The sequence below is a fragment of the Erwinia wuhanensis genome (assembly GCF_030484085.1).
Classification (GTDB): Bacteria; Pseudomonadota; Gammaproteobacteria; order Enterobacterales; family Enterobacteriaceae; genus Erwinia; species Erwinia aeris.
This window is the reverse complement of record NZ_JAUJUH010000005.1, coordinates 15,957-42,603: the sequence shown is the minus strand read 5'-3', so window position 1 is coordinate 42,603 and position 26,647 is coordinate 15,957. Positions and strand designations below refer to the sequence as shown.

Sequence of the window (26,647 nt, the reverse complement as noted above, 5' to 3'; positions counted from 1 at the left end):
CATATGCTGTTAGCCTGTAGTGAAAAGTGTATACAAAAAGTATGCAATCATTAGCCGTGCTTGTTTATTTTTGAACCCGTTCTGCGCTCTCGCTTTCTGTGTGCGACGGGTGGCCAGGATCGGGTTCGGAAGGCCGGTTAGCGCCGGATTATCCGGGCCATCATAAATTTGACATATGCCGCCTTTACAATCCCTTACAGTAGCCGCAAGGGTGTATTATCGGAGCTTTCTGATGATGGCATGAGCTAAAAACAACGACCGACCGGCATTGATTCTAACTTACTGTGCAACAAAATGCTGGTAACTTATTGCAAAAACAACATTATAAGCGTTTATCTTTTTGGTTAAAAACGCGCCACCTGATAATGGCGGGCGACGAAGGTAACGGGAAAGGGGTTGTGGAAGTGTTAAGACAAACGTTATAAACATGAAGTAGATCGCATTTTTATCGCCGGTGGCGCCGCGGTGAAGCAAGGCCGCTGACGTCTCTGCAATTTTACATTACAGGGAGAAGGCTATGACACTAACCCACTGGCAAACCCGCTTTGAAAGCTGGCTGTTTGAGACCTGGCCGCAGGATGATAAAGCGCACGACATCGCCCATTTACGGCGCGTCTGGCTGACTGCACAGCGTATTATGAAAGGGATGGCGGTGGATGAACTGGTTGTGCTCACCAGCTGTTATTTCCACGATATCGTCAACCTGCCTAAGAACCATCCCGAAAGACACCTGGCTTCAGCAAAGGCGGCGGTTGAAACGCGGCGAATTTTGTCGGAAGTGTTTCCTGATTTTCCTGCCGATAAGCGTGAGGCGGTAGCGCATGCGGTACATGCCCACAGCTTTAGCGCCAACGTAACGGCGGAAACGCTGGAGGCAAAAATTGTTCAGGACGCCGACCGGCTGGAATCGCTGGGCGCGATCGGGCTGGCTCGGGTGTTTTATGTTTCCGGCGCGCTGGGCCGCTCGCTGTTCGACAGCGCCGATCCGCTGGGTCGCGATCGCCCGCTAAATGATGCTGAATGGGCGCTCGATCACTTCCAGAAGAAGCTGCTTAAGCTGCCGCAAACCATGCAGACGGCGGAAGGGCGTCGGCTTGCCGAGCATAATGCGGATTTCCTGATTACCTATATGGCCAAACTCTGCGCCGAACTGAAAGGGGAGTTTTGCGAGCTGGATCCGGATGTGCTGCGTGAATTTGTCGCGGCGCGGGGGAAATATTAAATTTTTGTGACAGTATGGTTAAGCAGATCTTTTCAGGCTACCGTGTTGCTAACATTTATCAGGAGATTCAGGCATGACCGACGCTGTTAGCTTAACGTTAAAAATTGACCCCGCTTTGAAAGAAACGCTGAAAAACCTGGCGCAGGAAAACCAGATTTCGCTCAGCCAGGAAGTCAGCCATCGTTTACAGCTCAGTCTGACCACCCAGCAGCATCCGGCCGTGGACAACCAGAGCGTGCTCGAAGACGTCGATCCCCAGCTGAACGCCAGCGAGCTGAAACAGGTACGCGCCTTGCTGAAAAAAACGAAAAAGAAGAAGTAAAAAGGCCTTTCCGTCCCTGACTGCCCGGTCAGGGACGCCTGTCAGCCGCTACTCGTCTTCATCGCCGTAATAGAGTACGCCAAGCTTAATCAACGGACGCCCCTGACTTTTACGATGCAGGTTGCTGTCGCGCAGTGAATAAACGCAGCCGCAATATTCCTGCTGATAAAAACGTTCGCGCTTGCTGATTTCAATCATGCGCGCCGATCCGCCTTTTTTCCGCCAGTTGTAATCCCAATAGACCAGCCCCGGATAGGGCGCCGCGGCCCGCTCGCCGCACTCGTTAATTTGCTGCATATTTTTCCAGCGAGAGATGCCCAGGCAGCTGGTGATAACGGGAAAGCCGTTTTCGTGCGCATAAAGCGCGGTGCGTTCAAAACGCATATCAAAACACATCGTGCAGCGCGCGCCGCGCTCCGGCTCCCATTCCATGCCCTTAGCCCGCTCAAACCAGTTATCGGTATCGTAATCGGCATCGATAAAAGGCACGCCGTGCTTCTCGGCAAAGCGAATATTCTCCTCTTTGCGCAGCAGATACTCTTTTTGTGGATGAATGTTGGGGTTATAGAAAAAGATGGTGTAATCGATGCCGGCCGCCGCGATGGCTTCCATAACCTCGCCAGAGCAGGGCGCGCAGCAGGAGTGCAGCAGCAGTTTGTTCGCGCCGTTCGGCAGAGTTAACGGCGGTCGCGTAATATCGCTCATCATTTCAGCTCCATTGTTTTAAACACGACAAGTTTAGGCTGATGGCCGGCCGATGTCACGGATCGCGGCCCGCAGTAAAAGGCGGTTGCCCCTGGTTTTAGCGTGATGAAGTGGTAGACTGGCAGGCGTTTATTTCCGGAGAGACTATGAGCGAGTTCGACACTATTGCAGAGGCGCAGCCTGGACTGGAAGATCGCCAGCTGGCCGCCCGCCTGCAGGCCGTTTACGATATCAAAACCCTTCTGGCTACGCTGCAGCAGGTTGGTCACGCTAAGTGGACGCGGGAATCGTTAAGCCGCTGGCTGAAAGGCACGGGCGGGACGTTAAGCCAGGCGGAAGCGGACGCGCTGGCGCGCCTGTTGCCTCAGCCGCCCGCGCACCATCCGCATTACGCTTTCCGCTTTATCGATCTGTTTGCCGGTATCGGCGGTATCCGCAGCGGCTTTGAGGCGATTGGCGGGCAGTGCGTGTTTACCAGCGAATGGAATAAATACTCGGTCAGAACCTATAAGGCGAACTGGTACTGCGATCCGCAGGCGCACGTTTTCAATCAGGATATCCGCGACGTGACGCTAAGCGCGCAGCCGGTCAGCGAGCAGGAAGCCTATCGACATATTGACCAGCAGGTACCGGATCACGACGTGCTGCTGGCCGGTTTTCCCTGCCAGCCGTTTTCGCTGGCGGGCGTATCGAAAAAAAATGCGCTGGGCCGCGCTCATGGCTTTGAGTGCGAAGCGCAGGGCACGCTGTTTTTCGACGTGGCGCGCATTATCACCGCGAAGAAACCGGCGATCTTCGTGCTGGAAAACGTCAAAAACCTGAAGAGCCACGACAAAGGCAAAACCTTCCGCATCATTATGGAAACGCTGGACGAGCTGGGCTACGACGTGGCCGATGCGGATCTCAACGGCGCCGCCGATCCGAAAATCGTCGACGGCAGGCATTTTCTGCCGCAGCACCGTGAACGTATCGTGCTGGTCGGGTTTCGGCGCGATTTAAATCTGCCCAAATTCACGCTTTCCGCGCTCGCTCAGCACTATCCGCAGCAAAGGATCCCGCTGCGCCAGCTGCTGGACAGCCAGGTCGAGGCCAAATATATTCTGACGCCGTCGCTGTGGAAATATCTCTATAACTACGCGAAAAAGCATCAGGCGAAGGGCAACGGCTTTGGCTACGGGCTGGTCGACCCGGATAAAGAGCACGGCGTGGTGCGCACGCTCTCCGCGCGCTACTACAAAGACGGCTCGGAAATCCTGATCGATCGCGGCTGGGACAAAGAGCAGGGCGAGGTGGATTTCGACCATCCGCAAAACCAGCAGCGCCGTCCGCGCCGCCTGACGCCAAGAGAGTGCGCCCGCCTGATGGGCTTTGAGGCGCCGGGCGAAACGCGTTTCCGCATTCCGGTTTCAGACAGTCAGGCCTATCGCCAGTTTGGCAATTCAGTGGTGGTGCCCGCCTTTGCCGCCGTCGCCAGACTGTTGCAGCCCTGGATAGCGCAGGCGGTTAAGCAGGCGGAGAAGTAGGCCCGGAGGCGTCTATACTTAAGCCACCTCAAGGAGGATGCTATGGCCGATGTTCACACTTCCGCAATTCGCAGTAAAAATATGCGCGCTATCCGTACCCAGGATACCGCCATTGAAACCCGCCTGGCCGAGCTATTGGCCGAGCGCGGGTTCAGCTATCGCGTGCAGGATAAGACGCTGCCGGGAAAGCCGGACTTCGTGCTGGAGAACCCCCAGGCCATTATTTTTGTGCACGGCTGCTTCTGGCATCATCACGACTGCTATCTGTTTAAAGTGCCGGCAACCCGCACCGAATTCTGGATGAATAAAATCAGCGGCAACGTGACGCGCGATAAGCGTTTTATCGATCAGCTGAGCGCCAGCGGCTGGCGGGTGCTGGTGGTTTGGGAATGCGCGCTGCGCGGTAAGCACAAGCTGGCTGACGAGGCGATAAGCGCCAGGCTGGAAGAGTGGCTTTTTGCCGGCGAGGGTAACGCCGAAATCGACTGGCAGGGCATTCACCTGATGCGCGAACGCCCTGCATAGTGCTCTGGCCATTGATGACTGAGGGCATCCACTAATGGATAAAAGCCCCGCATAGCGCCTTAGTCTGGACGAGATACCGATTTAATCACCGGCCTGCCGGGAAAAAGATATTTGCCCAGTGTGACCAGCACCACTGCAAAAAGGATCACCCCCAGCGCCAGCCATTCGCGCGGCGACAGGCTTTCACCGGCGAAGCTAATCCCCAGCAGCACCGCCACCACCGGATTAACGTAGGCGTAGCTGGTGGCGACCGCCGGGCTGACGTTGCGGATCAAAAACATATAGGCATTGATGGCGATAATCGAACCGAACAGCGTCAGGTAGCCCAGCGCCAGCAGGCCGGACAGGCCCGGCGCGGCAACCAGCTTTTCGCCGCTAAGCTGGCTGCCCGCCAGCAGAACCGCACCCGCCGCCAGCATTTCTATTGCGCCCGCCATCATGCCTGTCGGGAGCGTGATGCGCGATCCCCATACCGAGCCAAACGCCCAGCTGATCGAGCCGATCAGAATGATCAATGCGCCCCAGGGATTACCGCCCAGGTGGCCGCCGCTGTTCAGCAGAATAATGCCGACCAGGCCAACCGCAATGCCCAGCCACTCTATCCAGCGGGTTGCCATGCCGAACAGGCGGCTGAAGCACATTGCAAACAGCGGCACGGTAGCGACCATCACGGCGGCGATACCGGAAGGCACCTGCTGATGCTCGGCAATCGTCACCGCGCCGTTGCCAATGGTCAGCAGCATAATCCCCACCAGCGCGGCGTTACCTGCCGCTCGCCAGCCGGGAAGCCGCTCGCCGCGCAGCAGCAGAAAGACCAGCAGGACGACGCCCGCCAGCACGAAGCGCACGCCAGCCAGCATCATCGGCGGCCAGCTTTCTACCCCAATACGAATAACGAAATAGGTCGATCCCCAGATAAAGTAAAGGGCGAACAAAGCGGCCAGAAGCGGAAGCAGAGCGGGCGCACGACGTAACATAAGGTTTCTCACAGCGGGTTGGGGTCGTTAAGTTACCGTTAAAAAAAGATTTCAACCAGATGAAATAGCGTCTTTTTAACGGCCGGAAAGCGATTCAGTCCACATAATTTGCATCTCTCGTGCATACTTGCTTAGATCACACTCTTTAACATCCTGTAGCAGGACAGACGATGGCCAGTATCAAACTCACAGTCAGACGGCTGTACAAAATCAGCGGCGAGCGCATGGTCAACACGCAGGCTACCGCGCGCATTTTTGTAGGCGAGCAGCTGGTGGCGACGGAGGAGATCGCCGGGATGACCGAAAGCCCGGTCAGCAAATTTGTGCATCACAACCTGGACGCGGGCCAGCCGGTGAGGGTTGAGTGGGATTGCGAAGGCATAGCCGATATGACGGTAGCGGAAGTCAACGTCTGTCCCTGCTGTCAGCATGATGAACATTAAATAAGGAAGGAAATTTTGGCGGGTAGTAGCTTACTGACTTTACTGGATGATATCGCCACGTTGATGGACGATATCTCAATCATGGGCAAGGTGGCGGCAAAGAAGACCGTCGGCGTGCTGGGCGACGATCTGTCGCTGAACGCGCAGCAGGTCAGCGGCGTCAAAGCCAATCGGGAACTGCCTGTGGTCTGGGGCGTGGCGAAAGGCTCTTTTCTTAACAAGCTGATCCTGGTGCCGCTGGCGCTGGCCATCAGCGCGTGGATCCCCTGGGCGATCACGCCGCTGCTGATGCTGGGCGGTGCTTACCTTAGCTATGAAGGCGTGGAAAAGGTGCTGCATAGCCTGCACGGCAAAGAGAAAAACAGCGATGCGGCGCGAGAACAGCGGCTGCGCAATCTCTCGCAGCAGGAAGCCGCCGCCTTCGAGAAGAAAAAGGTCAAAGGCGCAGTGCGCACGGACTTTATTCTGTCGGCAGAAATTGTGGCCATTACGCTGGGTATCGTTTCCGAAGCGCCGCTGCTGAGCCAGGTGATGATCCTGGCGGGTATCGCCATTCTGGTTACCGTCGGCGTGTACGGCATTGTCGCCTGTATCGTGAAAATCGACGATCTGGGCCTGTGGCTGCAACAGAAAACCTCATCGCTGGCCAAAGGTATCGGCAGCGTGCTGCTGACCCTGGCGCCAAAAATGATGAAGGTGCTGACGGTAGTCGGCACAATAGCGATGTTTCTGGTCGGCGGCGGCATCATTGCGCACGGCGTGCCCTTCATCCATCACTTTATTGAGCATCTGGCCGCGGGCCACAGCGGTTTTATCAGCTCGCTTATCAGCAACGGCGCAAATCTGGTGATTGGTTTTATCGTCGGATCGATCGTACTGTGCGGGGTAAATCTGGCTGGCAAACTGCGGGCATAATCAGTATAAAGACACCCCTTCACCAAACCGGGAGCGAAGATGAAAGACGATATTTTTGAATTTGATATTGATGCCGAGCTGGAACAGGCAGAAGCCAACGCCGAGAAAAAAGCCAGCGAAGTCCCGACTGACCTGAGCGACGAAGCGGACTGCGAAGGCTGCAAAATCTGAGTTCGACCCTTCTTTGAAGCGAGTAATCCTTACTCGCTTTTTTTAATTTTCGCCTTTTTAACTGCTTATTCCTTTTTAACAAAACTTTTACCTACCGTTAACGGCGCGCCGCGCGATTGCCTGCTATACCTGAATTTCCCCCGAAGTTTCCAGCTCAGGAGAAACGGCATGATCATGGTCAGTGAGGCAGTGCAGCTTAAAGAAGGCGGTCCGGCAATGGTGGTTACCGGCTATGCCAGCGGTATGGTGGAGTGTCGCTGGTATGACGGCTACAGCGTGCGGCGCGAAGCGTTTCGGGAAGAGGAGCTTTGCGCGCTGAGCGCGGGGCAAAACCGGCTTGCCAGCTAGCGTTGACCGAACGGGACGAGAAATTTCGTCCTGTTATCATTTACTTCCCGCCGCGCCGCTGCTGGCGCAACCTTCCTGCCGCAGCTAAACTGAAAAGCTCTTTCCCGCTGGCAGGAGCGTTGCCGTGTGAAGCTGGCCCATTCCCATCCTGAGGCAGTTATTCATGTCTGTTTTCTGCTGGTCTTTCTTTTCTCCTCGGTACTGACCTGGCGAGAAGGCAGCATGTTAAAAGCAACCTATGAGCTTAGCCAGCGCGCCAGCCTGAAAGATATTGCCGACGATCTTGATCGCCAGTTTCAGTTCAGCCTTGACCAGCTGTTGTTCTGCCGCAATATGCTGCAACAGGTTATGCGCGCGCCTGCCGAAAACAGCCAGATGCGGCGACAGCTGGACTATTTTTCGCTGCTGCGTAGCCAGCCGGTCTGGCATCTCTACGCCAGCATGACCCACAGCCTGCCGCTATCCGGTATTGCCGACGACGCGGTTGCCGCCTATCCGCTGCTCAGGCGCGACGACGCCAGGCTAAAGCCGGAGCTGGCGGCAACGCTGATGATGAGCCTGATTTTGCAGCTTAACGACGCCAACAGAGATTTTCATTCGCGGCTCTGGTACCTCTCGCGGGCGGGATTCTGGCTTAGCTCCACGCCGTTGCCGCAGGGCGAGGATACGCTGCGCTATCTTACCCGCGTGGTGAGCGCGCCCTGGTTTACCGCTATGCGGCCTGGAAGCAATCTGTCCAGGCAGCCGCGCTGGAGCGGCCCGGACGCGACTGCCGCAGGCCGCAGCGCGTTGACGCTCAGTCTGCCTGTCGATCTGGACGGCTACTGGTATGGCGTGCTGGCAATGGATTTTTCGGCCGCCAACATTCGCCAACAGCTTCTGCTGTCGCTGCCTGAACGGCCAATGGGCAGCATACTTTTTTATGATATCAACCTGAGGCCGCTGGCCAGCGCCGTAGACGGGCCAGCGACCGCACATTTTACCGCTGAGCAGATCGCCCGGCTGCAACGGGCCATCGCCCACAGCGATCGCGGCGCGCTGCGGCTTGATACGCGCTATATCAGCTGGGTCAAAACCCGTTATGCCCGAGGCGTGTTGATTAATGTGGATACGCTGCGGCAGAGTCTGACGGGCAGCACCGGTCAGGTAGCGCTGGCGTTGCTGGGGATGTGGCTGCTGTTTACGCTGGCGCTGCTGCTGTCGCACCAGCTCATTATTCGTCTGGTCAGGCGCCTGCTGGCAATGCAGGAAAAACTCCGCTGGCGCGCCAGCCATGACGGACTGACGAAGATGCTGAACCGCAGCGCGTTTTTCGAACGGGCTAACGCGCTGGCGTACGAGAGCCAGCTCAGGCAGAGGCCTTTTTCGGTGATCCAGCTGGATCTCGACCGCTTTAAACAGGTAAACGACGGCTATGGTCATGAGGCAGGCGATCGCGTGCTGGCCTATGCCGCCGCCGTGATAGATGACACCATTGACCCGTCGGCGATCGCCGGGCGCGTTGGCGGTGAAGAGTTTTGCATTGCGCTGGCCGTTACTGCCGCCCAGGCCGTGACAATAGCGGAGAAAGTTCGCGTCGCGCTGGCGCAAAAGCAGGTGTTTGCCGGGAATTCAGCATGGCTGAGGGTAACGGCCTCGCTGGGAGTCGCCTCCAGCGAGGCGTCGGGCGACTACCATTTTGAAAGCCTGCGCTCGATTGCCGACCGCAGGCTCTATATAGCCAAAACGTCAGGACGCAATCGCGTCTGCGACCGGGACTAAACGTTGCCCTTGTTATCCTCTTCCACCGCCTGATAGATACGCTGCATAATGTCAGGGAAAGCGGACTGCACGCGGCTCCAGCTTGGAATAAACGGTTTTTCGTTCGGCCGCTCGATAAAGGACTGTCCGGCTTCCAGAATCGACTGAGTAAACATTTCCACCGCCGCCTCTTCCGCGTGCTGATCGAACTTCAGCCCGTTCATCGCCGCTTCATGGCTGTAAATCTCCATCATATCCAGCGCGTTGCGGTAATAGGTCGCTTTCAACACGCGGAACGAGTCGCTGGTCAAATCCACGCCCATTGTCGCCATCTTGCGCAGCAAAGACTGGACGATATCGTTACTCATCCGACGCAGGCCGCCGGTGCCGTCCTCTTCCGACAGCGGCTGGTGTTTGTGATCGTAATTATGCGCGATCTCAACCTGGCAGCTCTGGCGCGTGGTGTAGTTGCGATAGATTTCAGACAGCACGCCGATTTCCAGCCCCCAGTCGCCGGGGATTTTTATATTGTTCAGCACGTGCGTGCGCATTGCGAACTCGCCGGAAAGCGGATAGCGGAAGCTGGTCAGATAGTCCAGGTATTCCGAATGGCCGTACACTTTCTGCAGCGAACGCAGCAGCGGCCCAACCAGCAGTCGGCCAACGCGACCGTTCAGCTTGTTGTCGGCCACGCGGGCGTAAAAACCCTTACAGAACTCATACTGAAAAGACGGGTTCGCCAGCGGATAGAGCAGCCTTGCCAGCATGCCGCGTTCATACGTTACGATATCGCAGTCGTGCAGCGCCACGCAGCTGGTACTTTCCGAAGAGAGCGTATAGCCGGTACAGAACCAGACATTACGACCCTTGCCCGGTTGAGAAGGGGAAAGTCCTTCTTTATCCAGCTCGGCATCAATCGCCTTCAGGCGCGGCCCGTCGTTCCACAAAATACGATGGCGCTGCGGCAGGCGGGAAAAAAAGTCGCGGGCGTAAAGAAACTGCTCGCGATCGGCGCGATCCAGGCCGATAACTATCTCTTCGAGATAGGGCACCTTAGCCAGCTCGTCAACGATATGGCCGAGCGCCGGGCCTTCCAGTTCGGAAAAAAGCGAAGGCAGGATCAGTCCCATCTTGCGCCGCGTGGCGAACTGCACCAGCTCCTGCTCCAGTTCCTCAACTGGACGTGCGGTGAGATTATGAAAGTTGGTGATAACGCCGTTCTGGAAAAAATCACTCATCGCGTGTTCCTTAAGCCGGGCCCGTAGTTGGGCTGCATGGGAAATCTGTTATCAGGTAATGTAGTGCGTCAGGCCCTCGCTCCAGCCCTCCGGGCCAAAGCCTGCGCTGTAAAAAACATGTTGCTGACGCTTCAGCGTCACGCCGGTTTTGCTATAGCCTTTGATCACGACGGCATAATCTACTTTCTCCAGCATGGGCGCATCGTTGGGACCGTCGCCCAGACCGATAGTGATCCAGCGGCCGCTGCCGGGAGGCGGGTAGTGCGTCAGCAGCCAGTCAAGCGCCGCGCCCTTACCGCGTCCCTGATTCATGACGTGCCAGAAACGCCCGCCCTGAACCAGCTCCAGCTGTTGCGCCGCCAGCGCCTGTTGGAAAGCGGTAAACTGCTCGCTGGTATCTCGCCAGATCAAACTTTCCGACCCTTCCCGCGTTTTCGCCAGGGCGGCGTCGCGCGGCGTCAGGCCTGTCCAGTCCGCCACCTCTTTTTCCGTCACGTCGGCGAACCCGGTAAATTTAAAGCCATCCTGCTCACGCAATTGCCGCAGCGTCTTGCAGATCGCCGCATAATCTTTTGCGGAAGGCCGATCGGCAGCGACAGGCGTTTGCTGCTGCCATTTCACGATGGCCCCGTTTTCCGCAATAAAAGGCGCGCCGACGATATCCAGCGCCCGCTGCAGAGGCTCAATTTCCGCCGCCGTCTTGCTTGAACAGATCACGATGGGAATATCGGCCGCCTTCAGACGCGCCAGCCAGGCCTCGGCAGCCTCCCAGCTGTAGGTATGATGATCCAGCAGGGAACCATCTAAATCCGTAACTATCATCAGGGGATCATGCAGCGCTGGCATCGTTGTTTCTCCATAGCCTGAGGCAAGTGACTCAAGTATAGCGGTATCCATCGAAGGCGCAGAAAAGGCAGGCAAACAAACGAAGCGGTTCGCCCAGGAATTCTCTTAAAAAACAGCAATAACTCACGTAAGTAACTACTTACAGGCGAGCAGGCGAGGCGACAGGACTTCAGACAAAAAAGGTGGATAAATTCACAGGAAAAAAAATAATGTGCTATGAAGTTAAGAAAATTCTTAATAAGGCCAATCGGTAGGCTACGCGGGTCAGAGATTTTTCTCTGTAGCGAATTTTAATTTTTTCCCGGCCGCTGGCCGGGTTTTTTTTGCGCATAACCGACGCAATGCCTGAAAAAAAGGCAAAAAAAAGCCCGCGCTGCGCGGGCAAAAATCCTTGTTACTTTTTAGGTTGACTGCGCCTTTGGGGTTGGTGCAGTGGGAACAGTGTATGCCGGGCCGTTGTCAGAAGTCTCACCGTAAAACGTTAAAAAAGTGAAAAATATACGTTCATTACGTTGTTTTACATGCGGCGGCAGGCGCAACGGCAGATTCGGGCTATACTGAACAAACGATTACAAAACAAGCTGTTATCCGCGCTATGGAGGCGACATGGATCTTTTACGTATTATTATTGCTATTCTTCTGCCCCCGCTGGGTGTTTTTATGCAGGTCGGTTTTGGCGGCGCCTTCTGGCTGAATATCCTGCTGACGCTCTGCGGCTACATTCCGGGTATTGTGCACGCCGTTTGGGTCATTGCGCGTCGTTAAGCGCGCCGGTTTCCGGGTAAGATGCGCTATCTTATTTGTAGCGCACCTACCAGGAGAAAAAAATGAAGGTAAACGATCGGGTCACGGTAAAGACCGACGGCGGGCCGCGCCGCGCCGGCACGGTACTGGCGGTAGAGGACTTTAGCGAAGGCACCATGTATCTGGTCTCGCTGGAGGATTATCCGCAGGGGATCTGGTTTTTTAACGAGCTGGGGCAGCGGGACGGCATTTTTGTAGAACCGCATACCGAATAGCCGCGCAGGATGAAAAAGGGCGAAGCGATTCGCCCTTTTTTACGCCCGTTCTAAAATTTTTCCCAGTTATCGCCGTCCGCCAGCGCCGGACGCAATGGTGCCGCTTTGGTTTTCAGCACTGGCGCAGTCGGCTGCGGCGTGCCGCTAAGATTAAAGGCCGCTACGGCCTGCGTCAGACGTGAGGCCTGCTCTTCCAGCGATGAGGCGGCGGCGGAGGCCTGTTCCACCAGCGAGGCGTTCTGCTGGGTAACGTTATCCATTTCCGATACGGCCTGGCTCACCTGCTGGATGCCCCGGCTTTGTTCATCAGAAGCAGAAGCAATCTCGGCCATAATCTCCGTAACGCTGTGTACGGCCTGGACGATATCCGTCATTCTCTCGCCTGCATGGCTGACCTGAGTCGATCCCCGATCGATCAGGCTGACCGATTCGGCAATCAACCCTTCAATTTCCTTCGCCGCGCCCGCACTGCGCTGCGCCAGATTCCGCACCTCGCTGGCCACCACGGCGAAACCGCGACCCTGTTCGCCCGCCCGCGCCGCTTCAACGGCGGCATTCAGCGCCAGAATATTGGTCTGGAATGCGATGCTGTTGATAACCGTGGTAATTTCAGCAATTTTCTTTGAGCTGGCGGAAATATTATTCATGGTGCCGATCACGCCGGAAACGATATCCCCGCCCTGGCGGGCTTTCCCGGAGGCGTCGCCCGCCAGCTGGCTGGCATGGTGCGCATTTTCCGCATTCTGCTTCACGGTTGCGGTCAGCTGTTCCATGCTGGCCGCCGTTTCTTCCAGCGCCGCCGCCTGCTGCTCGGTACGGGAGGATAGATCGGTATTGCCCGCCGAAATTTCGGTCGAGCCCTGATAGATAGCTACCGCACCTTCACGCACCGTGCCGACCGTTTTCACCAGCGCCTGCTGCATCGTTTGCAGATTGCTGCCCAACGCGCCGATTTCACTGCGGCCCCAGGCCTGCGGCGGCGCGGTCAGATCGCCATGCGAAATACGCTCAATTCGCTGCACCGCCTGGCGTAGCGGGGCAATGATCACGCGACGCAGGAAGATAAAGGTAGCCAGCGTCAGCAGCAGCGCGGCGGCGAAAGCGCCGGCCATCATAATAAAGCCCATGCGGGTTTGCGCCTCCGCGCCCGCGTTAATGGCGGTGGCGCGCTGGGTACGAATGGCGATGGCTTTCAGCAGTACGGCGTTATAGTCATTATCCAGGCCGCGCGTGAAATCTGTTTCTCGCGTTATCACATTTTCAAAGCTGCCGTCTTTGGCGCTTTTTACCATTGGCAGCAGGCCCTCGCTGACATAGGCCGTAAAGCGGGTGGTCAATTCACCATCCAGCGCTTCGTCCGCCGGGGTTTTAATGCGCCGTTGCGTGTAGGCTTTAAAATTCTCGCCAGCCAGCTGAATACGCTTTTCCGCCTGTTTAAGATTCTCGTTAAACAGATCCATATCGCCAATGCGCACCGCCGCGCCCGCGTGAATAATATTCAGCCGGGCCGTACGCAGGTGATTGGAGCTGTTAGAGATAGCCATACGTACCTGGATCTCTTCGGTAACGTCCTTGAGCGACTGATTACTCTGGATCAGATAATAGCTCGCCAGGCCGATGCACAGGGCGAACAGAAACAGGATGGCACCGAGAATAGTGGTGAACAGGGGAACGAGGCGCAGATGCTGCCAGAAACTTAAGTGAGAAGAACCTTCGGGTTGGGGGAGTGGTGTCATGTCCTTGTGCTCTCTGTCTGGGTAAACGAAGCGACAGGCTTCGCTTTGTTTACAACTCATCGGCAGAGAGAGGCGAAAGGTTAACGGAAAAGTGTGATCCTGTTAACATTAGTGGATAAAATAAAGCCGGCATAAGCCGGCTTCTTTAACGCTTAGCGTACGTTGACGTAGATACCGCTGGTGACGTTATCAGTCAGGCGCACAACATGATAGATGACCTGTTTATTATGAGTCTTAATCTTGCGTTTAATATTGCCTTTATGCGAAGAAACCGTTTTGGCTTTAATTTGCATTTTGTCCGAGATCTGAATGGTATCGTGACCGGACATCCACATTTTAAGCATGTTCGACTCGGTTTGGCTTAGCGTCAATGGATGAACATCGAAGCCAGCGGAATAGCGAGGCGACACGTTGAGTTTCTTCTGGAAATAGGACAGAAGTAAGTTATCGAGTGTAGCAGGCTTAATCGATTTTGACGTAATAATCAGGTTCTTACGAACGTAGAGGTATTCCTCAAAATGGATGTTAGAGATAGCCATAAAGATGAAAAACAGCGTGTCAGGATGCTGCGTAATAATGTCTCTTATACGCTGGCTGGCATCTGCTTCATAAATAAAACAATCTTCGTTAATAAATACAACGCCCGGTTGGAGCTGCTGGCATTTAATTTGAAGCTGATCGATGTCGGTAACGGAAGTTATGTTTTTCTTTTTAACTCCCTTGACGGACATATAATCAGTAAGACCTAAGCGTGTGTAGCTGCATGAATCCATTATAATTGTTGGCATAACTGCGACCCTCACCAAATTGTTATTCGTTTAAACTAACGATGAATTACGCGTTGTGTAAGTTACGAGAGTAATATGTTCTGTTTTCAATTTTATTATTTGTACTCAGCATTAAGTCTGTTAGCGGACGCTGAACAAACCTGTCCATGCTCGATGTAACCGTTTAGTTTAGGCAAACCACCCACTACCAACGCGGTAAAACATCCGTAGACAGATGGAGGATCTGACAGAAGTTTGCCGCACTGCTTTGTGAACTTCGCCACTATCGCGCAGAACGCAGAGAAATCTGATAGGACGAATCCTAAAAAACATTCATCACGCGAATGTGTGCCGCTGTATAGGGCACTAAACCTGCTGTGAAATACGATTTGCTACAAGAATAACGGCAAAAAATAAAATTTCCAGTAAAAACAGACGTTTTTATTCACTCCGATGCTTAACATTTAAGCAACATTGCATCCGTTTCGTTAAACAAAATACGCTAACTGGCATTTAATAAGAATAATTTTCATTGGGTGAAGCGATTAATCAGATTTTCCTTAAGAATTTTCTGGTATCGGCGGTTTGAAAAATGTGCAAAAACATTCTACACGCTTAACAATGCACCCAGGGCCTCTCTTGAGGTGGTTCTGAATACTTAAGTTTATTTGGCAGGAAGTTCGCTAAGGATCTGTGAGAGTAAATCAAATACTTCGCTGAATAAATGCTCACAAAACGGGGCCAGGAGCGGCATCATCAGGCTCAGGAAGATAAGACCGATTGATAAGGTGATAGGAAAGCCGATGGCAAAAACCGACAGCTGAGGTGAAACACGGTTTAACAAACCCAGTGCCAGGTTAATGATGAGCAGCAGCGTTATCAGGGGTAACGCTAATCGCATTCCATTAAGGAAAATCAGACTGGCTGCTTTCGTTAACGCCAGAAACGCGTTGCCGTTAATCAGCTCTCCGCCAACAGGCAGCGTATGAAAGCTGTCGGCGACCATAGAAATTAACCACAGGTGACCGTTAAAAGATAAAAACAGCAGCATGGCCAGCATATCCATAAAGCGGGCCAGCACCGGCATATTCAGTCGGCTTGAAGGATCGAAAAAGGTGGCAAAAGAGATACCCATCTGCAAACCAATGACTTCACCTGCGGTTCTGACTGCCGCAAAGGCAAATTGCATCGTAAAACCGATAGCCACGCCAATCAGAATCTGCTGAATCAGCAGCCAGAAGCCGCCAATTGAGAATAAGGTCACATTAACCGGCGGCAGCGTGGGGATCAAAACCCAGGTAATCATCAGGCCTAAGCCGAGCTTAACCTTTTTGCTAATCGATTTTTCACTGAGGATCGGGGCGGTCATGATTAACGCCAGCACGCGGGCGAGGGGCCAAAAAAGTTGCCCCATCCATAACATCAGCTGGCTGCTGTCGAAGTTAATCATTTAACCGATCATATTAGGCAGGTTGGTAAACAGGGTGCGCATATAGTCCAGCACCAGGCTCAGCATCCACGGGCCAGCCACGACGATTGTCGCAACGACGGCGAGGATTTTTGGAATAAAAGAGAGCGTTTGTTCGTTGATTTGCGTCGCCGCCTGCAGCAGGCTAATCAGTAGACCGCTGACCAGCGCCGCCAGCAGCAGAGGTGCGGCCAGGATCAGCCCAACGTGCAGCGCATCATGACCAATTGACATAACCGATTCTGGTGTCATCACGACTCCGGGAAAATTGAGGGCCTATATCGTCGCGACAGGCAGCGCCGCGATTTTTGCCGGGCGACGTCGTCGCCCGATTATTATGAATAGAAGCTTTGCGCCAGCGAGCTAATCAGCAGCTGCCAGCCGTCTACCAGCACGAACAGCATCAGCTTAAAGGGCAGCGCGATGGTCGCGGGCGGCACCATCATCATCCCCAGCGCCATCAGCACGCTGGCGACGACAAGGTCGATAATCAGAAACGGGATAAACACGGTAAAGCCAATCTGGAACGCCGTTTTCAGCTCGCTGGTCACGTAGGCCGGCAGCAGAATGCGCATCGGCACCGCTTCCGGGCCTTGCAAAGGCGGGGAGTTGGCCAGGCGAGCAAACAGGGCCAGATCCGCTTCGCGAGTCTGCCGCAGCATAAATTCACGCAGCGGCTGCGCGCCTTTATCCAGCGCGTCCTGCATACTGATCTTGTCTTCGCTGAACGGCAGATAGGCGTTCTGATAAATCTTGTCCAATACCGGACTCATAATAAAGAAGGTCAGAAACAGCGCCAGGCCGAGCAGCACCTGGTTTGGCGGCGCGGACGGCGTGCCCAGCGCGTTACGCAGCAGGCCGAAAACAATGATGATGCGCGTAAAGCTGGTCATCATCAGCAAAATAGCGGGCAGGAAAGTCAGCGAGGTGATAAACACCAGCGTCTGCACCGGCAGCGACCAGCTCTGACCGCCGTTAGCCGTCGGACGGCTGACCAGGCCCGGCAACTGGGCGTGAACTTCAGGCGCCAGCAGCAGCAGCAGCGCTAAGAAAGGAAGAATGCGTTTCATTTTGGTTTTCCGGCGCGTTTAATAAGCTCTAACACCTGACGGAAATCGCCAGCGGGCTGCGGCTCTTCCGGATTTTCCTGCACCGGTGAGGGCGGCAGGGTATGCAGATGGGTGATCTGCTGTGCGGTCACGCCCAGCACCAGCCGGGCATCCTGCACGTCAACGATAACCACGCGCTCGCGCTGCCCAACCTGGCAGCTGGCGCTGATCGAGATATCCCGCTGGCCGCGCTTGCCCGTTTTGGGCGCGAAGCCAAATCGTTTCGCCAGCCAGGCGCAGGCCAGAATCAACAGAATAATCACGGCCAACACGCTGCTGACCTGCGTCAACACTGAACCGGTGGAAGCGGCCGGCTGGCCTGGCGGCTGTTGCGTTTGTCCGACGTTGACCGGCGAATGCGCCGCCGGTTGCTGCTGGCCCGTGCTCATTGGCGCTTGCTCCTGCTGCGTTTGGCTGGCGGTCGTCATTAACGGCTCAGTCGACGCATACGTTCAGATGGCGTAATGATGTCGGTGATGCGCACGCCGTATTTATCGGCAACCACCACGACTTCGCCCTGGGCAATCAGATAACCGTTGATCAGAATATCCAGCGGCTCGCCGGCCAGGCCTTCCAGCGCCACCACGGAACCCTGCGTCAGACGCAGCAGCTCTTTAATGGTCATCTTGGTGCGGCCCAGTTCCACGGTCAGCTTGACCGGGATATCCATAATCAGGTCGATATCCTGGAGCGAACCGGCGATATCATTACTTTCCAGAGATTTAAACACCCCTTCGGACGCGGTGCTGGTTGAGTTTGACTGCTCGTTCAGCGCGTCAGCCCAAAGGTCGTCCGCAGAGAGGTCGTCAACGGACGGCTTATTGGTGTCACTCATGGGGCTGTTCCTCATTCATCGAGTTCAAAATCGGGTTAATCAGATGTTCCACACGCAGCGCGTACTGCCCATTCAGGGTGCCGTACTGGCTGGTTAAGACCGGCACGCCATCGACATGAGCGATAATGCGATCCGGTTTTTCTATCGGTAATACATCGCCGGGCTTCAGGGCCAGCAGGCGTGAAATCCGCATCGAGACGTCGGCAAAGTTCGCAATCAGCTCCAGTTCGGAGTGCTGAACCTGCTTCACCAGCGTCTCGCGCCAGTTGTGATCTTCCTGACGCGAGTTCTCCAGCGGCGGGTTGACCAGGGTTTCACGCAGCGGTTCAATCATGCTGAACGGAATGCAGATATTGAACTCGCCAATCAGGTTGCCAATCTCCACCTGGAACGGCGTGGTAATCACGATATCGTTAGGTGAAGTAGTAATATTAGTAAACTTTACCTGCATTTCGGAGCGAACATACTCCACGTCCAGCGGATAAATCGGTTTCCACGCTTCGCTGTAGCCTTCCAGCGCCAGTTTTAGCATCTTGCGAATGACGCGCTGTTCGGTTGCCGTAAACTCGCGTCCTTCTACTTTAGTAGGGAAGCGACCGTCTCCGCCAAACAGGTTATCCACGGCGATAAACACCAGGCTTGGCGAAAACACCACCAGCGCCGTACCGCGCAGCGGCTTCAGGTGGATCAGGTTCAGGTTCGTCGGTACCGGCAGGTTGCGAGCAAATTCATGATACGGCTGAATTTTAATCGCGCCTACCGTGATATCCGGGCTACGACGCAGCAGGTTAAACAGCGCCATCCTGTATGAACGCGCAAAGCGTTCGTTAATGATCTCCAGCGCCTGCAGACGTTCGCGAACCATGCGACGCTGGGTATTGGGATCGTAAGGACGAATATCACTGTCGCCCGCGCTGCTGACGTTTTCTTCCGCCGCGCTGTCGCTGTCGCCGTTAAGCAGCGCGTCAATTTCCGCTTGTGAGAGAATGCTATCGGCCATTTTGCCCTACCTCAGGATAAAGGCGGTGAACAGAACGTCCGTCACCTTTTGCGGAGGTTGTCCCGGCACCAGCGGCGGCGCAAGCGTGGCTTTAATCTGTTTGACCAGCTCTTGCTTGCCCTGTTCGTTGCCCAGCGACGCGGCGTTCTGGTTAGAGAGCAGCAGCAGCAGGCGGCTGCGAACTTCCGGCAGATAATCATTTACGCGCTGCAGCGTTTCCTGATCGGGCAGACGCAGCGTGAAGCCAACGTAAAGCACGCGATCGGGATCGTTATCCGGGTTGATCAGGTTAACGGTAAACGTATCCAGCGCCAGGAATACCGGTGCAGGCGGCGGCGCAGGCTTTTCAGCTTTTGCCGTGTCGGCAGACCCGTGCATTTTATGCCAGACCAGATAGCCTCCTGCGCCACAAGCGGCCAGAACCACCAGCGCTATCAGGATAATCAAGAGTTTACGTTTGCCGCTTTTGGCTTTCTTCTCAGTCATACGGGCGATAATTCCTGTGAGTATGTTCAAGAGCCGGGAGTGCCTGCTCTCTGACGACGTTATGGGCAGATTATCCCGCATCGCTCGCTAAACAATAGGGCGAAAAGACGCGGGTTTTGCCGTTAGCTTTGGCGTTTGTGATCGTCAGGCGAAGATATCAACGGCATTACTGCCCGAAGCGCGCGCCTGGAGGGAGGCAGGAACGGCGATAGGGGTGATCTCGCTGTCGGCGTCGGCAGCAAGACTAAAGGTGTTGCCACGGCTGTTATTACGCTGCTCCTGCTGGCCGCTAAAGCTCTGGCTCTGCGCCTGGGCATCGCTGCTGACGTTGGTCTGCCCAAGGTTGATGCCGCTCTGCGCCAGCGCTTCCTTCAGCTGCGGCATGGCAGCCTCCAGCGCGGCGCGCACCTGGCTGTGGTTCGACACCATGCTCAGCTGCGCCTGATCGCTGTCCAGCTTCAGGCTAATCTGGATGCTGCCCAGATCCAGCGGATGCAGATGCAGCTCGGCGGTCTGCTGACCGTTGCGGCTGAACATCACAATCTGCTGGCCCAGCGCCTGCTGCCATTCCGGGCTGCCCAGCTGAGAGCTCAGCTGCGGCGTAGCCGGTGCGCTAACCAGCGAGGTTGTAGCTGGCGTCACGGCGACGGAAGCAGCGCTGATAACACCAGGTGTAATCGTTGTCTGGCTGGCGGCACTGTCTTTATCGCTGTCTTTAGTCACCTGGCCCAGCACCTGCTGGAAGGCGCTGTTCAGCGTAGCGATATCGCCTTTCTGCGTGCCGGCCGTTGCGCTCAGGGTGTTAGTGCTGCTCAGCGGCATGCTGCTGTCGCTGTCTTTTGCGGTTTCATCGCCGTCGACGGCTGTCGTCTTAGCTCCGCCCGCGCTGGCTAACAGCGAGGCAAGGGTAGCGTTAGCGTTGCTGCCTTTGATATTGCCTTCGGTCAGGCTATCGCCGCCTTTGGCAAGGGCTGCGGTCGGCTGCTGCTGCGCCTGCGGCAGCATGGCGAACAGCGCCTGAAGCGCCTGCATATCGCTGCTGCTCAGGGGCTGGGCGGCGGCGGTTTCGCTGTCGTCCTGGGTTTTAGTCAGCGCGATCGCGTTGTCTTCCGACGGTGTTTTCGCGGACTGTAGCAGCGAGTTCAGCGTTTCCGGTTTATCCAGCGCGGCCAGCAGCGCGTTCAGTTTCGCCTTCGGCGAGGCGGCATTTTTATCGTCGGCAGCGGCAACGGCCGCCGTCGCCGAGGCGGGCAGGGCTGTTTGCCCCTGCTGCGCCAGCGTCAGCAGCTTATTGCCAAGCAGTGACAGAAAGCCCGCGTTGCCAGTTTGCGCGCCGTCGGCCGTAGCCGCACCGCCAATATCCGTGCCGATATCGGTAGCATCCGCCGCCGCGCCGTTAGTGGAAGCGGTCGCGGTTTTCGCCGCCGTGTTAACCAGTGGCAAAGTCATCATTCGCCTTTCCTCAATGATGCCCGTTGGGCAAATTCATCCATCCGTTTCTGATCGAGACGGTTTTCCTGTAATAGTGCGGTTGCTGCCGCGCGAGCCTGTAGGGTTTCATAAGCATGAAGCCGCTGCTGCTTGTCGCGCCACAGGCGCAATGCGTTTTCTACCCGGCCGTTCCAGTTCGCCAGCTGCTGGCGATGCTGTTCGATCGCTTTTTCCAGCGTCTCGATAAACTGGTGGTAGTTGTACCAGCGGGTGCTGTTAATCCCTTCCGCCATGGTGGTGTTCAGCGTTTTGCGATATTCGTCCTGATAGTTCAGCAGCATATGTAGCTGCTCATCAGCCTGTTTCTGACCGCGACGAACGTCGCCCAGCTGGATGGCGGCCTTTTCCAGATCTTTCTGCGCCAGGCCGCACAAGGTTTCAATTGGCGATGCGTGTTTTGCCATCAGTCAGCCCTTAACCAAAAATTGCCTGCAGATGCAGACAGGCGTCGTCAAACGTACTGCGCTCAAACATGCCCTGCTGTAAGAAGGTTTCCAGCTCCGGATAGAGCTTGATCGCTTTATCCAGCGTCGGATCGCTGCCGGCGGCATAGGCGCCTACGCTTACCAGATCGCGGTTGCGCTGATAGCTGGAAAGCAGCTGTTTGAACTGGCGAACCCGCGCATAGTGCGTATCGTCGATCAGATGCGACATCACGCGGCTGATCGACGCTTCAATATCAATGGCCGGATAGTGGCCCGACTCCGCCAGGCGACGCGACAGCACGATGTGACCGTCAAGAATGGCGCGCGCGGAGTCCGCAATGGGATCCTGCTGGTCATCGCCTTCGGTCAGCACCGTATAAAAAGCGGTGATGGAGCCGCCGCCGTCAATGCCGTTACCGGCACGTTCCACCAGCGCGGGCAGCTTGGCGAAAACGGAAGGCGGATAGCCTTTGGTGGCAGGCGGCTCACCGATAGCCAGGGCGATTTCACGCTGGGCCATGGCGTAACGAGTCAGGGAATCCATAATCAACAGCACGTGCTGGCCGCGATCGCGAAAATCTTCCGCGATGCGCGTGGCGTAGGCCGCGCCCTGCATACGCAGCAGCGGAGAAACATCCGCTGGCGCCGCGATTACTACAGAGCGCGCGCGGCCCTCGGCGCCCAGAATATTTTCAATAAAGTCTTTTACTTCACGGCCACGCTCGCCAATCAGCCCAACCACAATTACGTCGGCTTTGGTATAGCGCGCCATCATGCCCAGCAGCACGCTTTTACCCACGCCGGACCCGGCGAACAGGCCCATACGCTGGCCGCGACCCACGGTCAGCAGGGCGTTAATGGCCCGCACGCCGGTGTCCAGCACATCGGTAATCGGCGTACGCTGCAGCGGGTTAAACGGCGGCGTAATCAAGGGCGCGCGATAGCCGGTTTCCGGCGAAGGCAGCCCGTCCAGCGGCCGACCGCTGCCATCGAGTACGCGCCCCAGCAGCTCCGGGCCGAGCATCAGCTGTTTGCCGCTGTGCTGGCTGTCGCCGGCCACGCGGGCATACACGCGCGCGCCGGGCAAAATGCCTTCTACTTCTTCCAGCGGCATCAAAAACAGCCTCTGGCCGTTAAAACCGACGACTTCGCTCTCGACTTCGCTGACGCCGTTGCCGTCCATGCGCTCGATCACGCAGGTCGCGCCCAGCGGCAGCTGCAGGCCGGTCGCCTCCAGCACCAGGCCGGTGGCGCGGGTCAGGCGACCATAGCGGCGAACGTCCGGCACATTGGCCAGACGCTGTTCGAAAGAGTCAAGCGCGCCAAGCCAGCGCGACAGGCGAGAGGTGGTCATTACAGTTCTCCCGGCGCGGCAAGGCGGCAGAGTTCGTGCCAGCGGGTAGCGATGCTGGCGTCAAGGTCGCCATCTTCGGCGCTGACTTTACAGCCGCCGGGATGGATAGTGCTGTCCGCCATCAGGCGCCAGCCGTGCAGGCTGAGCGTGGCGCCCAGCGACTGCTCAATACGCTGTAAATCATCCGGATGCACGCGCAGCGTGGGTTTACCGCTGAACATCGGCTCCTGCTGGATCATGCCCTGGATTTGACGAAGCAGGGCGGTGCCGTCGACGTGCGGCGCCTGGCCAATCACCTGGCGAGCGGCCTCCAGCGCCAGCTGCATCAGACGGGCGGCGATCACGCTGTCCAACGCTTCCAGCGTGTGGGAAAACTCAGAGACCAGCTGCTGCATACGGGCCTGAAGCGGCGCCTGCTGCTGCTGCGCCTCGGCCAGCCCCTGCTGAAAGCCGGCTTCATAGCCTGCTTTCTGTCCTTCACTGAACCCCTGCTGATGCCCTTCGGCATAGCCCTGGCCCTGCGCTTCGCTGCGCGCCTGGTTTTGCATCTGCTCCAGCTCAGACTGCTGCTGGCTGAACGGATCGTCTGTCAGATCCGCCAGCGGCGCTTCCGGCTCGTCGAACGAGGCCATCAGCGGCTTATTCGGCTGCCCAAGATCGTTGGGCTGCCAGCGCTGCCAGGGAAGTGAAGATTTATCAGACATACTGTTCCTCGCCGCCGCCAATCACCATCTCGCCGCTTTCCGCCAGACGACGAACGATAAGCAGGATGGCTTTCTGTTCGCTTTCCACTGCCGACATACGCATCGGGCCACGGTTCGCCAGGTCGTCGCGCAGAATATCTGCCGCACGCTGCGACATGTTGCGCAGGAACTTCTCGCGCAGCGGCTGTTCGGAGCCTTTCAGCGCCACCAGCAGCGATTCCGATTCCACTTCCTGCAACAGACGCTGGATGCTGCGGTCGTCGACCTCCACCAGGTTTTCGAACAGGAACATTTCGTCGATAATTTTCTGCGCCAGTTCGCCGTCGAAGTCGCGTACCGCTTCGATAACCGCTTCTTCCTGCTGCGTCTTCATCAGGTTGATGATTTCCGCTGCGGTTCTCACGCCGCCCATCTTCGCACGCTTGAGGTTCTGACCATCGAGCAGGCCGTTCAGTACTTCGGTCAGCTCGGCCAGCGCCGCTGGCTGCACGCCGCCGAAGGTGGCGATACGCAGCATCACGTCGTGACGCAGACGCTCGTCGAACTGGGCCAGGATATCGGCCGCCTGCGAACGCTTCAGGTGTACCATAATGGTAGCAATGATCTGCGGATGCTCGTCGCGGATCAGGTCTGCCGCCGCCTGTGGCTCCATAAAGTTGAGCGTTTCCATGCCCGTAGTGGTTTCGCGGGTTTCCAGAATATCTTCCAGCAGGCTGGCTGCGCGCTCTTCACCCAGCGCTTTAGTCAGTACGGAGCGCAGGTAGTCGTTAGAGTTAACGCTCAGCGCCGCAAACTGTTCGGCATCGTTTTCAAACTCATGCAGTACTTCGGTCAGCTGCTTGTGAGAAACCTGACGCATATTTGAAATCGCGGCGCTCAGGTGCTGCACCTCGCGGGCGCCAAGGTGTTTGAACACCTCGGCCGCGCGGTCTTCGCCAATCGTCATCATCAGAATGGCGCTTTTTTCGGTACCGGTGAGACTCATAGTTCGTCCTTCATCCACTGGCGAATGACCAGAGCCACCACGCGTGGGTCGTTTTCCGACATCTCACGAATACGCTGGCTCATTACCTCAGCACTCATGCGGTGCTGAGACTTACGTTCTTGATCAAGCTCGTCTTTCGACAGCTTCACGGAGACGGCATCGTCATCGCTGCCCGCTCTTGCCTGGGTCGCGGCATCCACCATCGCTTTCTCCTGAAGCGCTTTACGCTGCAGCTGTGGACGAACCAGCTTGCGGTAAAGGATCCAGGCCACAATCAGTACCAGCAACCAGCGTCCGGCTTCCATTATCTGGTCGATAAAGGACTGCTGCTGCCAGAATGGCAGGTCGCCACCGATTTCCTGCGTATCGTTGAACTGGGAGTTCACCACGTTCAGCGTATCGCCGCGCTGCTCTGAATAGCCCATCGCTTCACGCGTCAGGTTGTCAATCTGCTTCAGCTGCGCATCGGTCAGCGCTATCGGCTTGCCGGCCGCGTCGGTTTTGTAGTTCACCACTACGGCTACAGAAAGACGCTGTACTTCACCTACATTCATCTTGGTATGCAGGATGGTGCGGTCTACTTCGTAGTTCGTGGTGTCATCATTACGGCTACTTAACGGCCCGGTTTTTGTCGTGCTGCTGTTCTGGTTTGCCGTGGCGTTGTTCGCCGTGGTGCTGTTCGCACCGTTCGCACCGTTCGCACCGTTTGCGCCATTAGCTGGCGTCGTCACCGGCGCGCTGTTGGCAGGCGCAGGCTGGTTAGAGAGTGCGCCGGGCACGCCGCCGGACTGACCGCCGGACTGCTCGCTGTTGCTGCTCTGCCGTGAGCGGATCGCCTGTTTAGAAGGATCGGTGTTGGGCTGATACTTCTCGTCGGTCTGCTCACGAGCATTAAAATCAATCTGCGCCGTTACCTGAGCGTGTACGTTGCCGTTACCCAAAATCGGGTTCAGGATCGCTTCGATACGCTGCTGGTAGCGGGTTTCCACATCGCTGGCGTATTTCAGCTGCGCGTCATTCAGATCGCGGTCGGCATTATCGGACTGCGTCAGCAGATGACCGGCCTGGTCGACCACGGTCACGTTGCCCGGCGGCAGGCCGGCAACGCTGCTGGATACCATATGCACGATGGCGCTGATTTGACCCTGGTCCAGCGCACGGCCGGGCTGCAGCGTCAGGGTAACCGATGCGGTTGGCGCTTTCTGTTCACGCACAAACAGCGACGGTTTTGGCATGGCAAGATGTACGCGTACGTTCTTGACCGGGCCTAACGTTTCGATAGTACGGGACAGTTCGCCTTCCAGCGCGCGCTGGTAGTTAACCTGCTCGCTAAACTGGCTGATGCCGAACTTTTCCTGATCCAGCAGCTCGAAGCCGACCGCACCGCCTTTCGGTAGGCCCTGTTGGGCCAGGCGCAGACGCAGCTCGTGCACTTTCTCAGCGGGCACCATCAGCGCGCCGCCCTTATCATCGAACTGATAAGGAATGTTCATCTGGGTCAGCTGAGTGACGATGGCGCCGCCATCTTCATCGCTGAGGTTGTTGTAAAGCACACGGTACTCAGGCTGTTTGGCCCACAGCACCATGGCGATTACAATGGCAACGGCAGCCGCCGCAGCGATGATAATCGGGATGCGAGGATTTGCCTTTAAACGAGCAAAAAGGTCGTTCAAACCTTTCTTCTCTGGTTGATCCTGCGTGACAGTTGCATTCATGACTCTTTCCCGCCTGACAGTTGACCGGACTGTTTCGTGTAGTGTCGTAACAAATCTGACTCCCTGATGTGCTGGCTAAACAAATTAATCCACCTCTTATGGGGTGCCATTATTTTCTGAAATGAAAAATTCGATGGCTGGATAAGCTATGACTTTTGCTCTTATTTACGGGCTTTGTCTTATTGACATTGTGGTAAGTTTTCACACAGCAAAAATCTTCTCCCTTTTCTAACCGAGGTAAGTCATGGCAATTCAGGGTATTGAGAGCGTAATGCAGCAGCTGCAGACCGCAGCGATTCAGGCAAGCGGTAAGCAGACCGATGCGGCCAGCCACGCAGATTTCGCAGACGCGATGAAAGTTGCGCTGAACAAAATCAGCGATACGCAAACTGAAGCACGTACGCAGGCGCAGGATTTTGAGTTGGGTAAACCCGGCGTGAACCTGAATGACGTTATGATCGATATGCAGAAGGCATCGCTTTCTATGCAGATGGGCATTCAGGTGCGCAACAAGCTGGTCAATGCCTACTCCGAAGTGATGAATATGCAGGTATAGTCCGCCAGCCTTCTGGTTTAAA

The 26,647-nt window shown here is 56.2% G+C and carries 31 protein-coding genes; 12 read left to right on the top strand and 19 right to left on the bottom strand.

The window, feature by feature from the left end; translation table 11 throughout:
- Positions 1-517: 517 nt before the first annotated feature.
- Positions 518-1,222, top strand: a complete 705-nt coding sequence (locus QZH36_RS13065; RefSeq protein ID WP_253460422.1) for a phosphohydrolase — start codon at positions 518-520, stop codon at positions 1,220-1,222.
- Between the two features lie 73 nt (positions 1,223-1,295).
- On the top strand, positions 1,296-1,544 hold the full coding sequence (locus tag QZH36_RS13060; RefSeq protein ID WP_301730397.1) for a hypothetical protein: 249 nt from the start codon (positions 1,296-1,298) through the stop codon (positions 1,542-1,544).
- A 48-nt stretch (positions 1,545-1,592) separates the two neighbouring features.
- Here QZH36_RS13060 and QZH36_RS13055 read toward each other — a convergent pair whose 3' ends face one another.
- Positions 1,593-2,249 (bottom strand): epoxyqueuosine reductase QueH, encoded by a 657-nt coding sequence (locus QZH36_RS13055; RefSeq protein ID WP_301251156.1) that lies wholly within the window; start codon positions 2,247-2,249, stop codon positions 1,593-1,595.
- Positions 2,250-2,395: 146 nt separating this feature from the next.
- Here QZH36_RS13055 and QZH36_RS13050 point away from each other — a divergent pair, with 146 nt between their 5' ends.
- Entirely contained in the window at positions 2,396-3,772 is a 1,377-nt protein-coding gene (locus tag QZH36_RS13050) for a DNA cytosine methyltransferase (protein WP_253460425.1), read from the top strand.
- Positions 3,773-3,814: 42 nt separating this feature from the next.
- Positions 3,815-4,297 (top strand): very short patch repair endonuclease, encoded by a 483-nt coding sequence (locus tag QZH36_RS13045; protein WP_253460429.1) that lies wholly within the window; start codon positions 3,815-3,817, stop codon positions 4,295-4,297.
- Between the two features lie 59 nt (positions 4,298-4,356).
- On the opposite strand, the gene yedA is transcribed toward QZH36_RS13045, so the two are convergent.
- On the bottom strand, positions 4,357-5,274 hold the full coding sequence (gene yedA / locus QZH36_RS13040) for a drug/metabolite exporter YedA (RefSeq protein WP_301730396.1): 918 nt from the start codon (positions 5,272-5,274) through the stop codon (positions 4,357-4,359).
- Between the two features lie 170 nt (positions 5,275-5,444).
- On the opposite strand from yedA, the gene QZH36_RS13035 reads away from it, so the two are divergent.
- The 5 genes from QZH36_RS13035 to dgcQ all read left to right on the top strand — a co-directional run bounded on the left by QZH36_RS13035 (position 5,445) and on the right by dgcQ (position 8,912).
- Positions 5,445-5,717, top strand: coding sequence for a hypothetical protein (locus QZH36_RS13035; protein WP_125288026.1), 273 nt, complete (start codon positions 5,445-5,447; stop codon positions 5,715-5,717).
- 15 nt (positions 5,718-5,732) lie between these two features.
- On the top strand, positions 5,733-6,632 hold the full coding sequence (locus QZH36_RS13030; RefSeq protein ID WP_253460436.1) for a DUF808 family protein: 900 nt from the start codon (positions 5,733-5,735) through the stop codon (positions 6,630-6,632).
- A 39-nt stretch (positions 6,633-6,671) separates the two neighbouring features.
- The gene (locus QZH36_RS13025; protein ID WP_255416512.1) at positions 6,672-6,803 is read left to right on the top strand and encodes a hypothetical protein; all 132 of its coding nucleotides are present in this window, start codon (positions 6,672-6,674) and stop codon (positions 6,801-6,803) included.
- Positions 6,804-6,971: 168 nt separating this feature from the next.
- Complete coding sequence (locus tag QZH36_RS13020; protein WP_125288024.1) at positions 6,972-7,151, top strand: YodC family protein; 180 nt, start codon at positions 6,972-6,974, stop codon at positions 7,149-7,151.
- Positions 7,152-7,277: 126 nt separating this feature from the next.
- Positions 7,278-8,912 (top strand): cellulose biosynthesis regulator diguanylate cyclase DgcQ, encoded by a 1,635-nt coding sequence (gene dgcQ / locus QZH36_RS13015; protein WP_301730395.1) that lies wholly within the window; start codon positions 7,278-7,280, stop codon positions 8,910-8,912.
- On the opposite strand, the gene QZH36_RS13010 is transcribed toward dgcQ, so the two are convergent.
- Together QZH36_RS13010 and QZH36_RS13005 are read right to left on the bottom strand one after the other, a co-directional pair.
- Positions 8,909-10,129 (bottom strand): glycosyltransferase family protein, encoded by a 1,221-nt coding sequence (locus QZH36_RS13010; protein ID WP_253460442.1) that lies wholly within the window; start codon positions 10,127-10,129, stop codon positions 8,909-8,911. The two genes, dgcQ and QZH36_RS13010, sit on opposite strands and share 4 nt — an antisense overlap.
- A 51-nt stretch (positions 10,130-10,180) precedes the next feature.
- On the bottom strand, positions 10,181-10,975 hold the full coding sequence (locus QZH36_RS13005) for a mannosyl-3-phosphoglycerate phosphatase-related protein (RefSeq protein WP_253460445.1): 795 nt from the start codon (positions 10,973-10,975) through the stop codon (positions 10,181-10,183).
- Positions 10,976-11,581: 606 nt separating this feature from the next.
- Here QZH36_RS13005 and QZH36_RS13000 point away from each other — a divergent pair.
- Both QZH36_RS13000 and dsrB read left to right on the top strand, forming a co-directional pair.
- Entirely contained in the window at positions 11,582-11,740 is a 159-nt protein-coding gene (locus tag QZH36_RS13000; RefSeq protein WP_039385165.1) for a YqaE/Pmp3 family membrane protein, read from the top strand.
- Positions 11,741-11,802: 62 nt separating this feature from the next.
- Complete coding sequence (dsrB, locus tag QZH36_RS12995) at positions 11,803-11,994, top strand: protein DsrB (RefSeq protein WP_253460447.1); 192 nt, start codon at positions 11,803-11,805, stop codon at positions 11,992-11,994.
- Positions 11,995-12,044: 50 nt separating this feature from the next.
- On the opposite strand, the gene QZH36_RS12990 is transcribed toward dsrB, so the two are convergent.
- The 15 genes from QZH36_RS12990 to fliF form a co-directional block, all read right to left on the bottom strand.
- Positions 12,045-13,730: a methyl-accepting chemotaxis protein gene (locus tag QZH36_RS12990; protein ID WP_301730388.1), complete on the bottom strand. Its 1,686-nt coding sequence runs from the start codon at positions 13,728-13,730 to the stop codon at positions 12,045-12,047.
- Between the two features lie 152 nt (positions 13,731-13,882).
- A complete protein-coding gene (rcsA, locus tag QZH36_RS12985) occupies positions 13,883-14,518 on the bottom strand; it encodes a transcriptional regulator RcsA (protein ID WP_253460455.1) in 636 nt (211 codons plus the stop codon).
- A gap of 643 nt (positions 14,519-15,161) precedes the next feature.
- Positions 15,162-15,947, bottom strand: a complete 786-nt coding sequence (gene fliR, locus QZH36_RS12980; protein ID WP_253460458.1) for a flagellar biosynthetic protein FliR — start codon at positions 15,945-15,947, stop codon at positions 15,162-15,164.
- Positions 15,948-16,217 carry a flagellar biosynthesis protein FliQ gene (gene fliQ / locus QZH36_RS12975; RefSeq protein WP_125288017.1) on the bottom strand — a complete coding sequence of 90 codons (270 nt, stop codon included), beginning with the start codon at positions 16,215-16,217 and terminating at the stop codon, positions 15,948-15,950.
- An 83-nt stretch (positions 16,218-16,300) separates the two neighbouring features.
- Positions 16,301-17,035, bottom strand: coding sequence for a flagellar type III secretion system pore protein FliP (fliP, locus tag QZH36_RS12970; RefSeq protein ID WP_125288016.1), 735 nt, complete (start codon positions 17,033-17,035; stop codon positions 16,301-16,303).
- A complete protein-coding gene (fliO, locus tag QZH36_RS12965) occupies positions 17,032-17,463 on the bottom strand; it encodes a flagellar biosynthetic protein FliO (RefSeq protein WP_125288318.1) in 432 nt (143 codons plus the stop codon). Before fliO ends, fliP begins: the two co-directional genes overlap by 4 nt.
- Positions 17,464-17,501: 38 nt before the next feature.
- A complete protein-coding gene (fliN, locus tag QZH36_RS12960) occupies positions 17,502-17,909 on the bottom strand; it encodes a flagellar motor switch protein FliN (protein WP_125288015.1) in 408 nt (135 codons plus the stop codon).
- The gene (gene fliM, locus QZH36_RS12955) at positions 17,902-18,909 is read right to left on the bottom strand and encodes a flagellar motor switch protein FliM (protein WP_253460461.1); all 1,008 of its coding nucleotides are present in this window, start codon (positions 18,907-18,909) and stop codon (positions 17,902-17,904) included. The genes fliN and fliM overlap by 8 nt, the downstream gene beginning before the upstream one ends.
- A 6-nt stretch (positions 18,910-18,915) precedes the next feature.
- Positions 18,916-19,395: a flagellar basal body-associated protein FliL gene (gene fliL / locus QZH36_RS12950; protein ID WP_125288013.1), complete on the bottom strand. Its 480-nt coding sequence runs from the start codon at positions 19,393-19,395 to the stop codon at positions 18,916-18,918.
- A 144-nt stretch (positions 19,396-19,539) separates the two neighbouring features.
- Positions 19,540-20,847, bottom strand: coding sequence for a flagellar hook-length control protein FliK (locus QZH36_RS12945; protein ID WP_301250978.1), 1,308 nt, complete (start codon positions 20,845-20,847; stop codon positions 19,540-19,542).
- Entirely contained in the window at positions 20,844-21,290 is a 447-nt protein-coding gene (gene fliJ, locus QZH36_RS12940; RefSeq protein ID WP_125288011.1) for a flagellar export protein FliJ, read from the bottom strand. Before fliJ ends, QZH36_RS12945 begins: the two co-directional genes overlap by 4 nt.
- Before the next feature lie 10 nt (positions 21,291-21,300).
- Entirely contained in the window at positions 21,301-22,665 is a 1,365-nt protein-coding gene (gene fliI / locus QZH36_RS12935; protein WP_125288010.1) for a flagellar protein export ATPase FliI, read from the bottom strand.
- Positions 22,665-23,369 (bottom strand): flagellar assembly protein FliH, encoded by a 705-nt coding sequence (fliH, locus tag QZH36_RS12930; protein WP_253460466.1) that lies wholly within the window; start codon positions 23,367-23,369, stop codon positions 22,665-22,667. Before fliH ends, fliI begins: the two co-directional genes overlap by 1 nt.
- Positions 23,362-24,354 carry a flagellar motor switch protein FliG gene (gene fliG / locus QZH36_RS12925; RefSeq protein ID WP_253460469.1) on the bottom strand — a complete coding sequence of 331 codons (993 nt, stop codon included), beginning with the start codon at positions 24,352-24,354 and terminating at the stop codon, positions 23,362-23,364. Before fliG ends, fliH begins: the two co-directional genes overlap by 8 nt.
- Positions 24,351-26,069, bottom strand: coding sequence for a flagellar basal-body MS-ring/collar protein FliF (fliF, locus tag QZH36_RS12920; RefSeq protein ID WP_253460472.1), 1,719 nt, complete (start codon positions 26,067-26,069; stop codon positions 24,351-24,353). The genes fliG and fliF overlap by 4 nt, the downstream gene beginning before the upstream one ends.
- Positions 26,070-26,313: 244 nt before the next feature.
- Between fliF and fliE the strand changes: the two genes are divergently transcribed.
- Positions 26,314-26,625 carry a flagellar hook-basal body complex protein FliE gene (gene fliE / locus QZH36_RS12915; RefSeq protein WP_125288006.1) on the top strand — a complete coding sequence of 104 codons (312 nt, stop codon included), beginning with the start codon at positions 26,314-26,316 and terminating at the stop codon, positions 26,623-26,625.
- Positions 26,626-26,647: the final 22 nt, after the last annotated feature.

Bases quoted from the DNA above. Each gene is read 5' to 3' on its own strand.
- QZH36_RS13065 (WP_253460422.1), top strand. From the start codon at position 518: ATGACACTAACCCACTGGCAAACCCGCTTTGAAAGCTGGCTGTTTGAG.
- QZH36_RS13060 (WP_301730397.1), top strand. From the start codon at position 1,296: ATGACCGACGCTGTTAGCTTAACGTTAAAAATTGACCCCGCTTTGAAA.
- QZH36_RS13055 (WP_301251156.1), bottom strand. From the start codon at position 2,249: ATGAGCGATATTACGCGACCGCCGTTAACTCTGCCGAACGGCGCGAAC.
- QZH36_RS13050 (WP_253460425.1), top strand. From the start codon at position 2,396: ATGAGCGAGTTCGACACTATTGCAGAGGCGCAGCCTGGACTGGAAGAT.
- QZH36_RS13045 (WP_253460429.1), top strand. From the start codon at position 3,815: ATGGCCGATGTTCACACTTCCGCAATTCGCAGTAAAAATATGCGCGCT.
- yedA (WP_301730396.1), bottom strand. From the start codon at position 5,274: ATGTTACGTCGTGCGCCCGCTCTGCTTCCGCTTCTGGCCGCTTTGTTC.
- QZH36_RS13035 (WP_125288026.1), top strand. From the start codon at position 5,445: ATGGCCAGTATCAAACTCACAGTCAGACGGCTGTACAAAATCAGCGGC.
- QZH36_RS13025 (WP_255416512.1), top strand. From the start codon at position 6,672: ATGAAAGACGATATTTTTGAATTTGATATTGATGCCGAGCTGGAACAG.
- QZH36_RS13020 (WP_125288024.1), top strand. From the start codon at position 6,972: ATGATCATGGTCAGTGAGGCAGTGCAGCTTAAAGAAGGCGGTCCGGCA.
- QZH36_RS13010 (WP_253460442.1), bottom strand. From the start codon at position 10,129: ATGAGTGATTTTTTCCAGAACGGCGTTATCACCAACTTTCATAATCTC.
- QZH36_RS13005 (WP_253460445.1), bottom strand. From the start codon at position 10,975: ATGCCAGCGCTGCATGATCCCCTGATGATAGTTACGGATTTAGATGGT.
- QZH36_RS13000 (WP_039385165.1), top strand. From the start codon at position 11,582: ATGGATCTTTTACGTATTATTATTGCTATTCTTCTGCCCCCGCTGGGT.
- dsrB (WP_253460447.1), top strand. From the start codon at position 11,803: ATGAAGGTAAACGATCGGGTCACGGTAAAGACCGACGGCGGGCCGCGC.
- QZH36_RS12990 (WP_301730388.1), bottom strand. From the start codon at position 13,730: ATGACACCACTCCCCCAACCCGAAGGTTCTTCTCACTTAAGTTTCTGG.
- rcsA (WP_253460455.1), bottom strand. From the start codon at position 14,518: ATGCCAACAATTATAATGGATTCATGCAGCTACACACGCTTAGGTCTT.
- fliR (WP_253460458.1), bottom strand. From the start codon at position 15,947: ATGATTAACTTCGACAGCAGCCAGCTGATGTTATGGATGGGGCAACTT.
- fliQ (WP_125288017.1), bottom strand. From the start codon at position 16,217: ATGACACCAGAATCGGTTATGTCAATTGGTCATGATGCGCTGCACGTT.
- fliP (WP_125288016.1), bottom strand. From the start codon at position 17,035: ATGAAACGCATTCTTCCTTTCTTAGCGCTGCTGCTGCTGCTGGCGCCT.
- fliO (WP_125288318.1), bottom strand. From the start codon at position 17,463: ATGAGCACGGGCCAGCAGCAACCGGCGGCGCATTCGCCGGTCAACGTC.
- fliN (WP_125288015.1), bottom strand. From the start codon at position 17,909: ATGAGTGACACCAATAAGCCGTCCGTTGACGACCTCTCTGCGGACGAC.
- fliM (WP_253460461.1), bottom strand. From the start codon at position 18,909: ATGGCCGATAGCATTCTCTCACAAGCGGAAATTGACGCGCTGCTTAAC.
- fliL (WP_125288013.1), bottom strand. From the start codon at position 19,395: ATGACTGAGAAGAAAGCCAAAAGCGGCAAACGTAAACTCTTGATTATC.
- QZH36_RS12945 (WP_301250978.1), bottom strand. From the start codon at position 20,847: ATGATGACTTTGCCACTGGTTAACACGGCGGCGAAAACCGCGACCGCT.
- fliJ (WP_125288011.1), bottom strand. From the start codon at position 21,290: ATGGCAAAACACGCATCGCCAATTGAAACCTTGTGCGGCCTGGCGCAG.
- fliI (WP_125288010.1), bottom strand. From the start codon at position 22,665: ATGACCACCTCTCGCCTGTCGCGCTGGCTTGGCGCGCTTGACTCTTTC.
- fliH (WP_253460466.1), bottom strand. From the start codon at position 23,369: ATGTCTGATAAATCTTCACTTCCCTGGCAGCGCTGGCAGCCCAACGAT.
- fliG (WP_253460469.1), bottom strand. From the start codon at position 24,354: ATGAGTCTCACCGGTACCGAAAAAAGCGCCATTCTGATGATGACGATT.
- fliF (WP_253460472.1), bottom strand. From the start codon at position 26,069: ATGAATGCAACTGTCACGCAGGATCAACCAGAGAAGAAAGGTTTGAAC.
- fliE (WP_125288006.1), top strand. From the start codon at position 26,314: ATGGCAATTCAGGGTATTGAGAGCGTAATGCAGCAGCTGCAGACCGCA.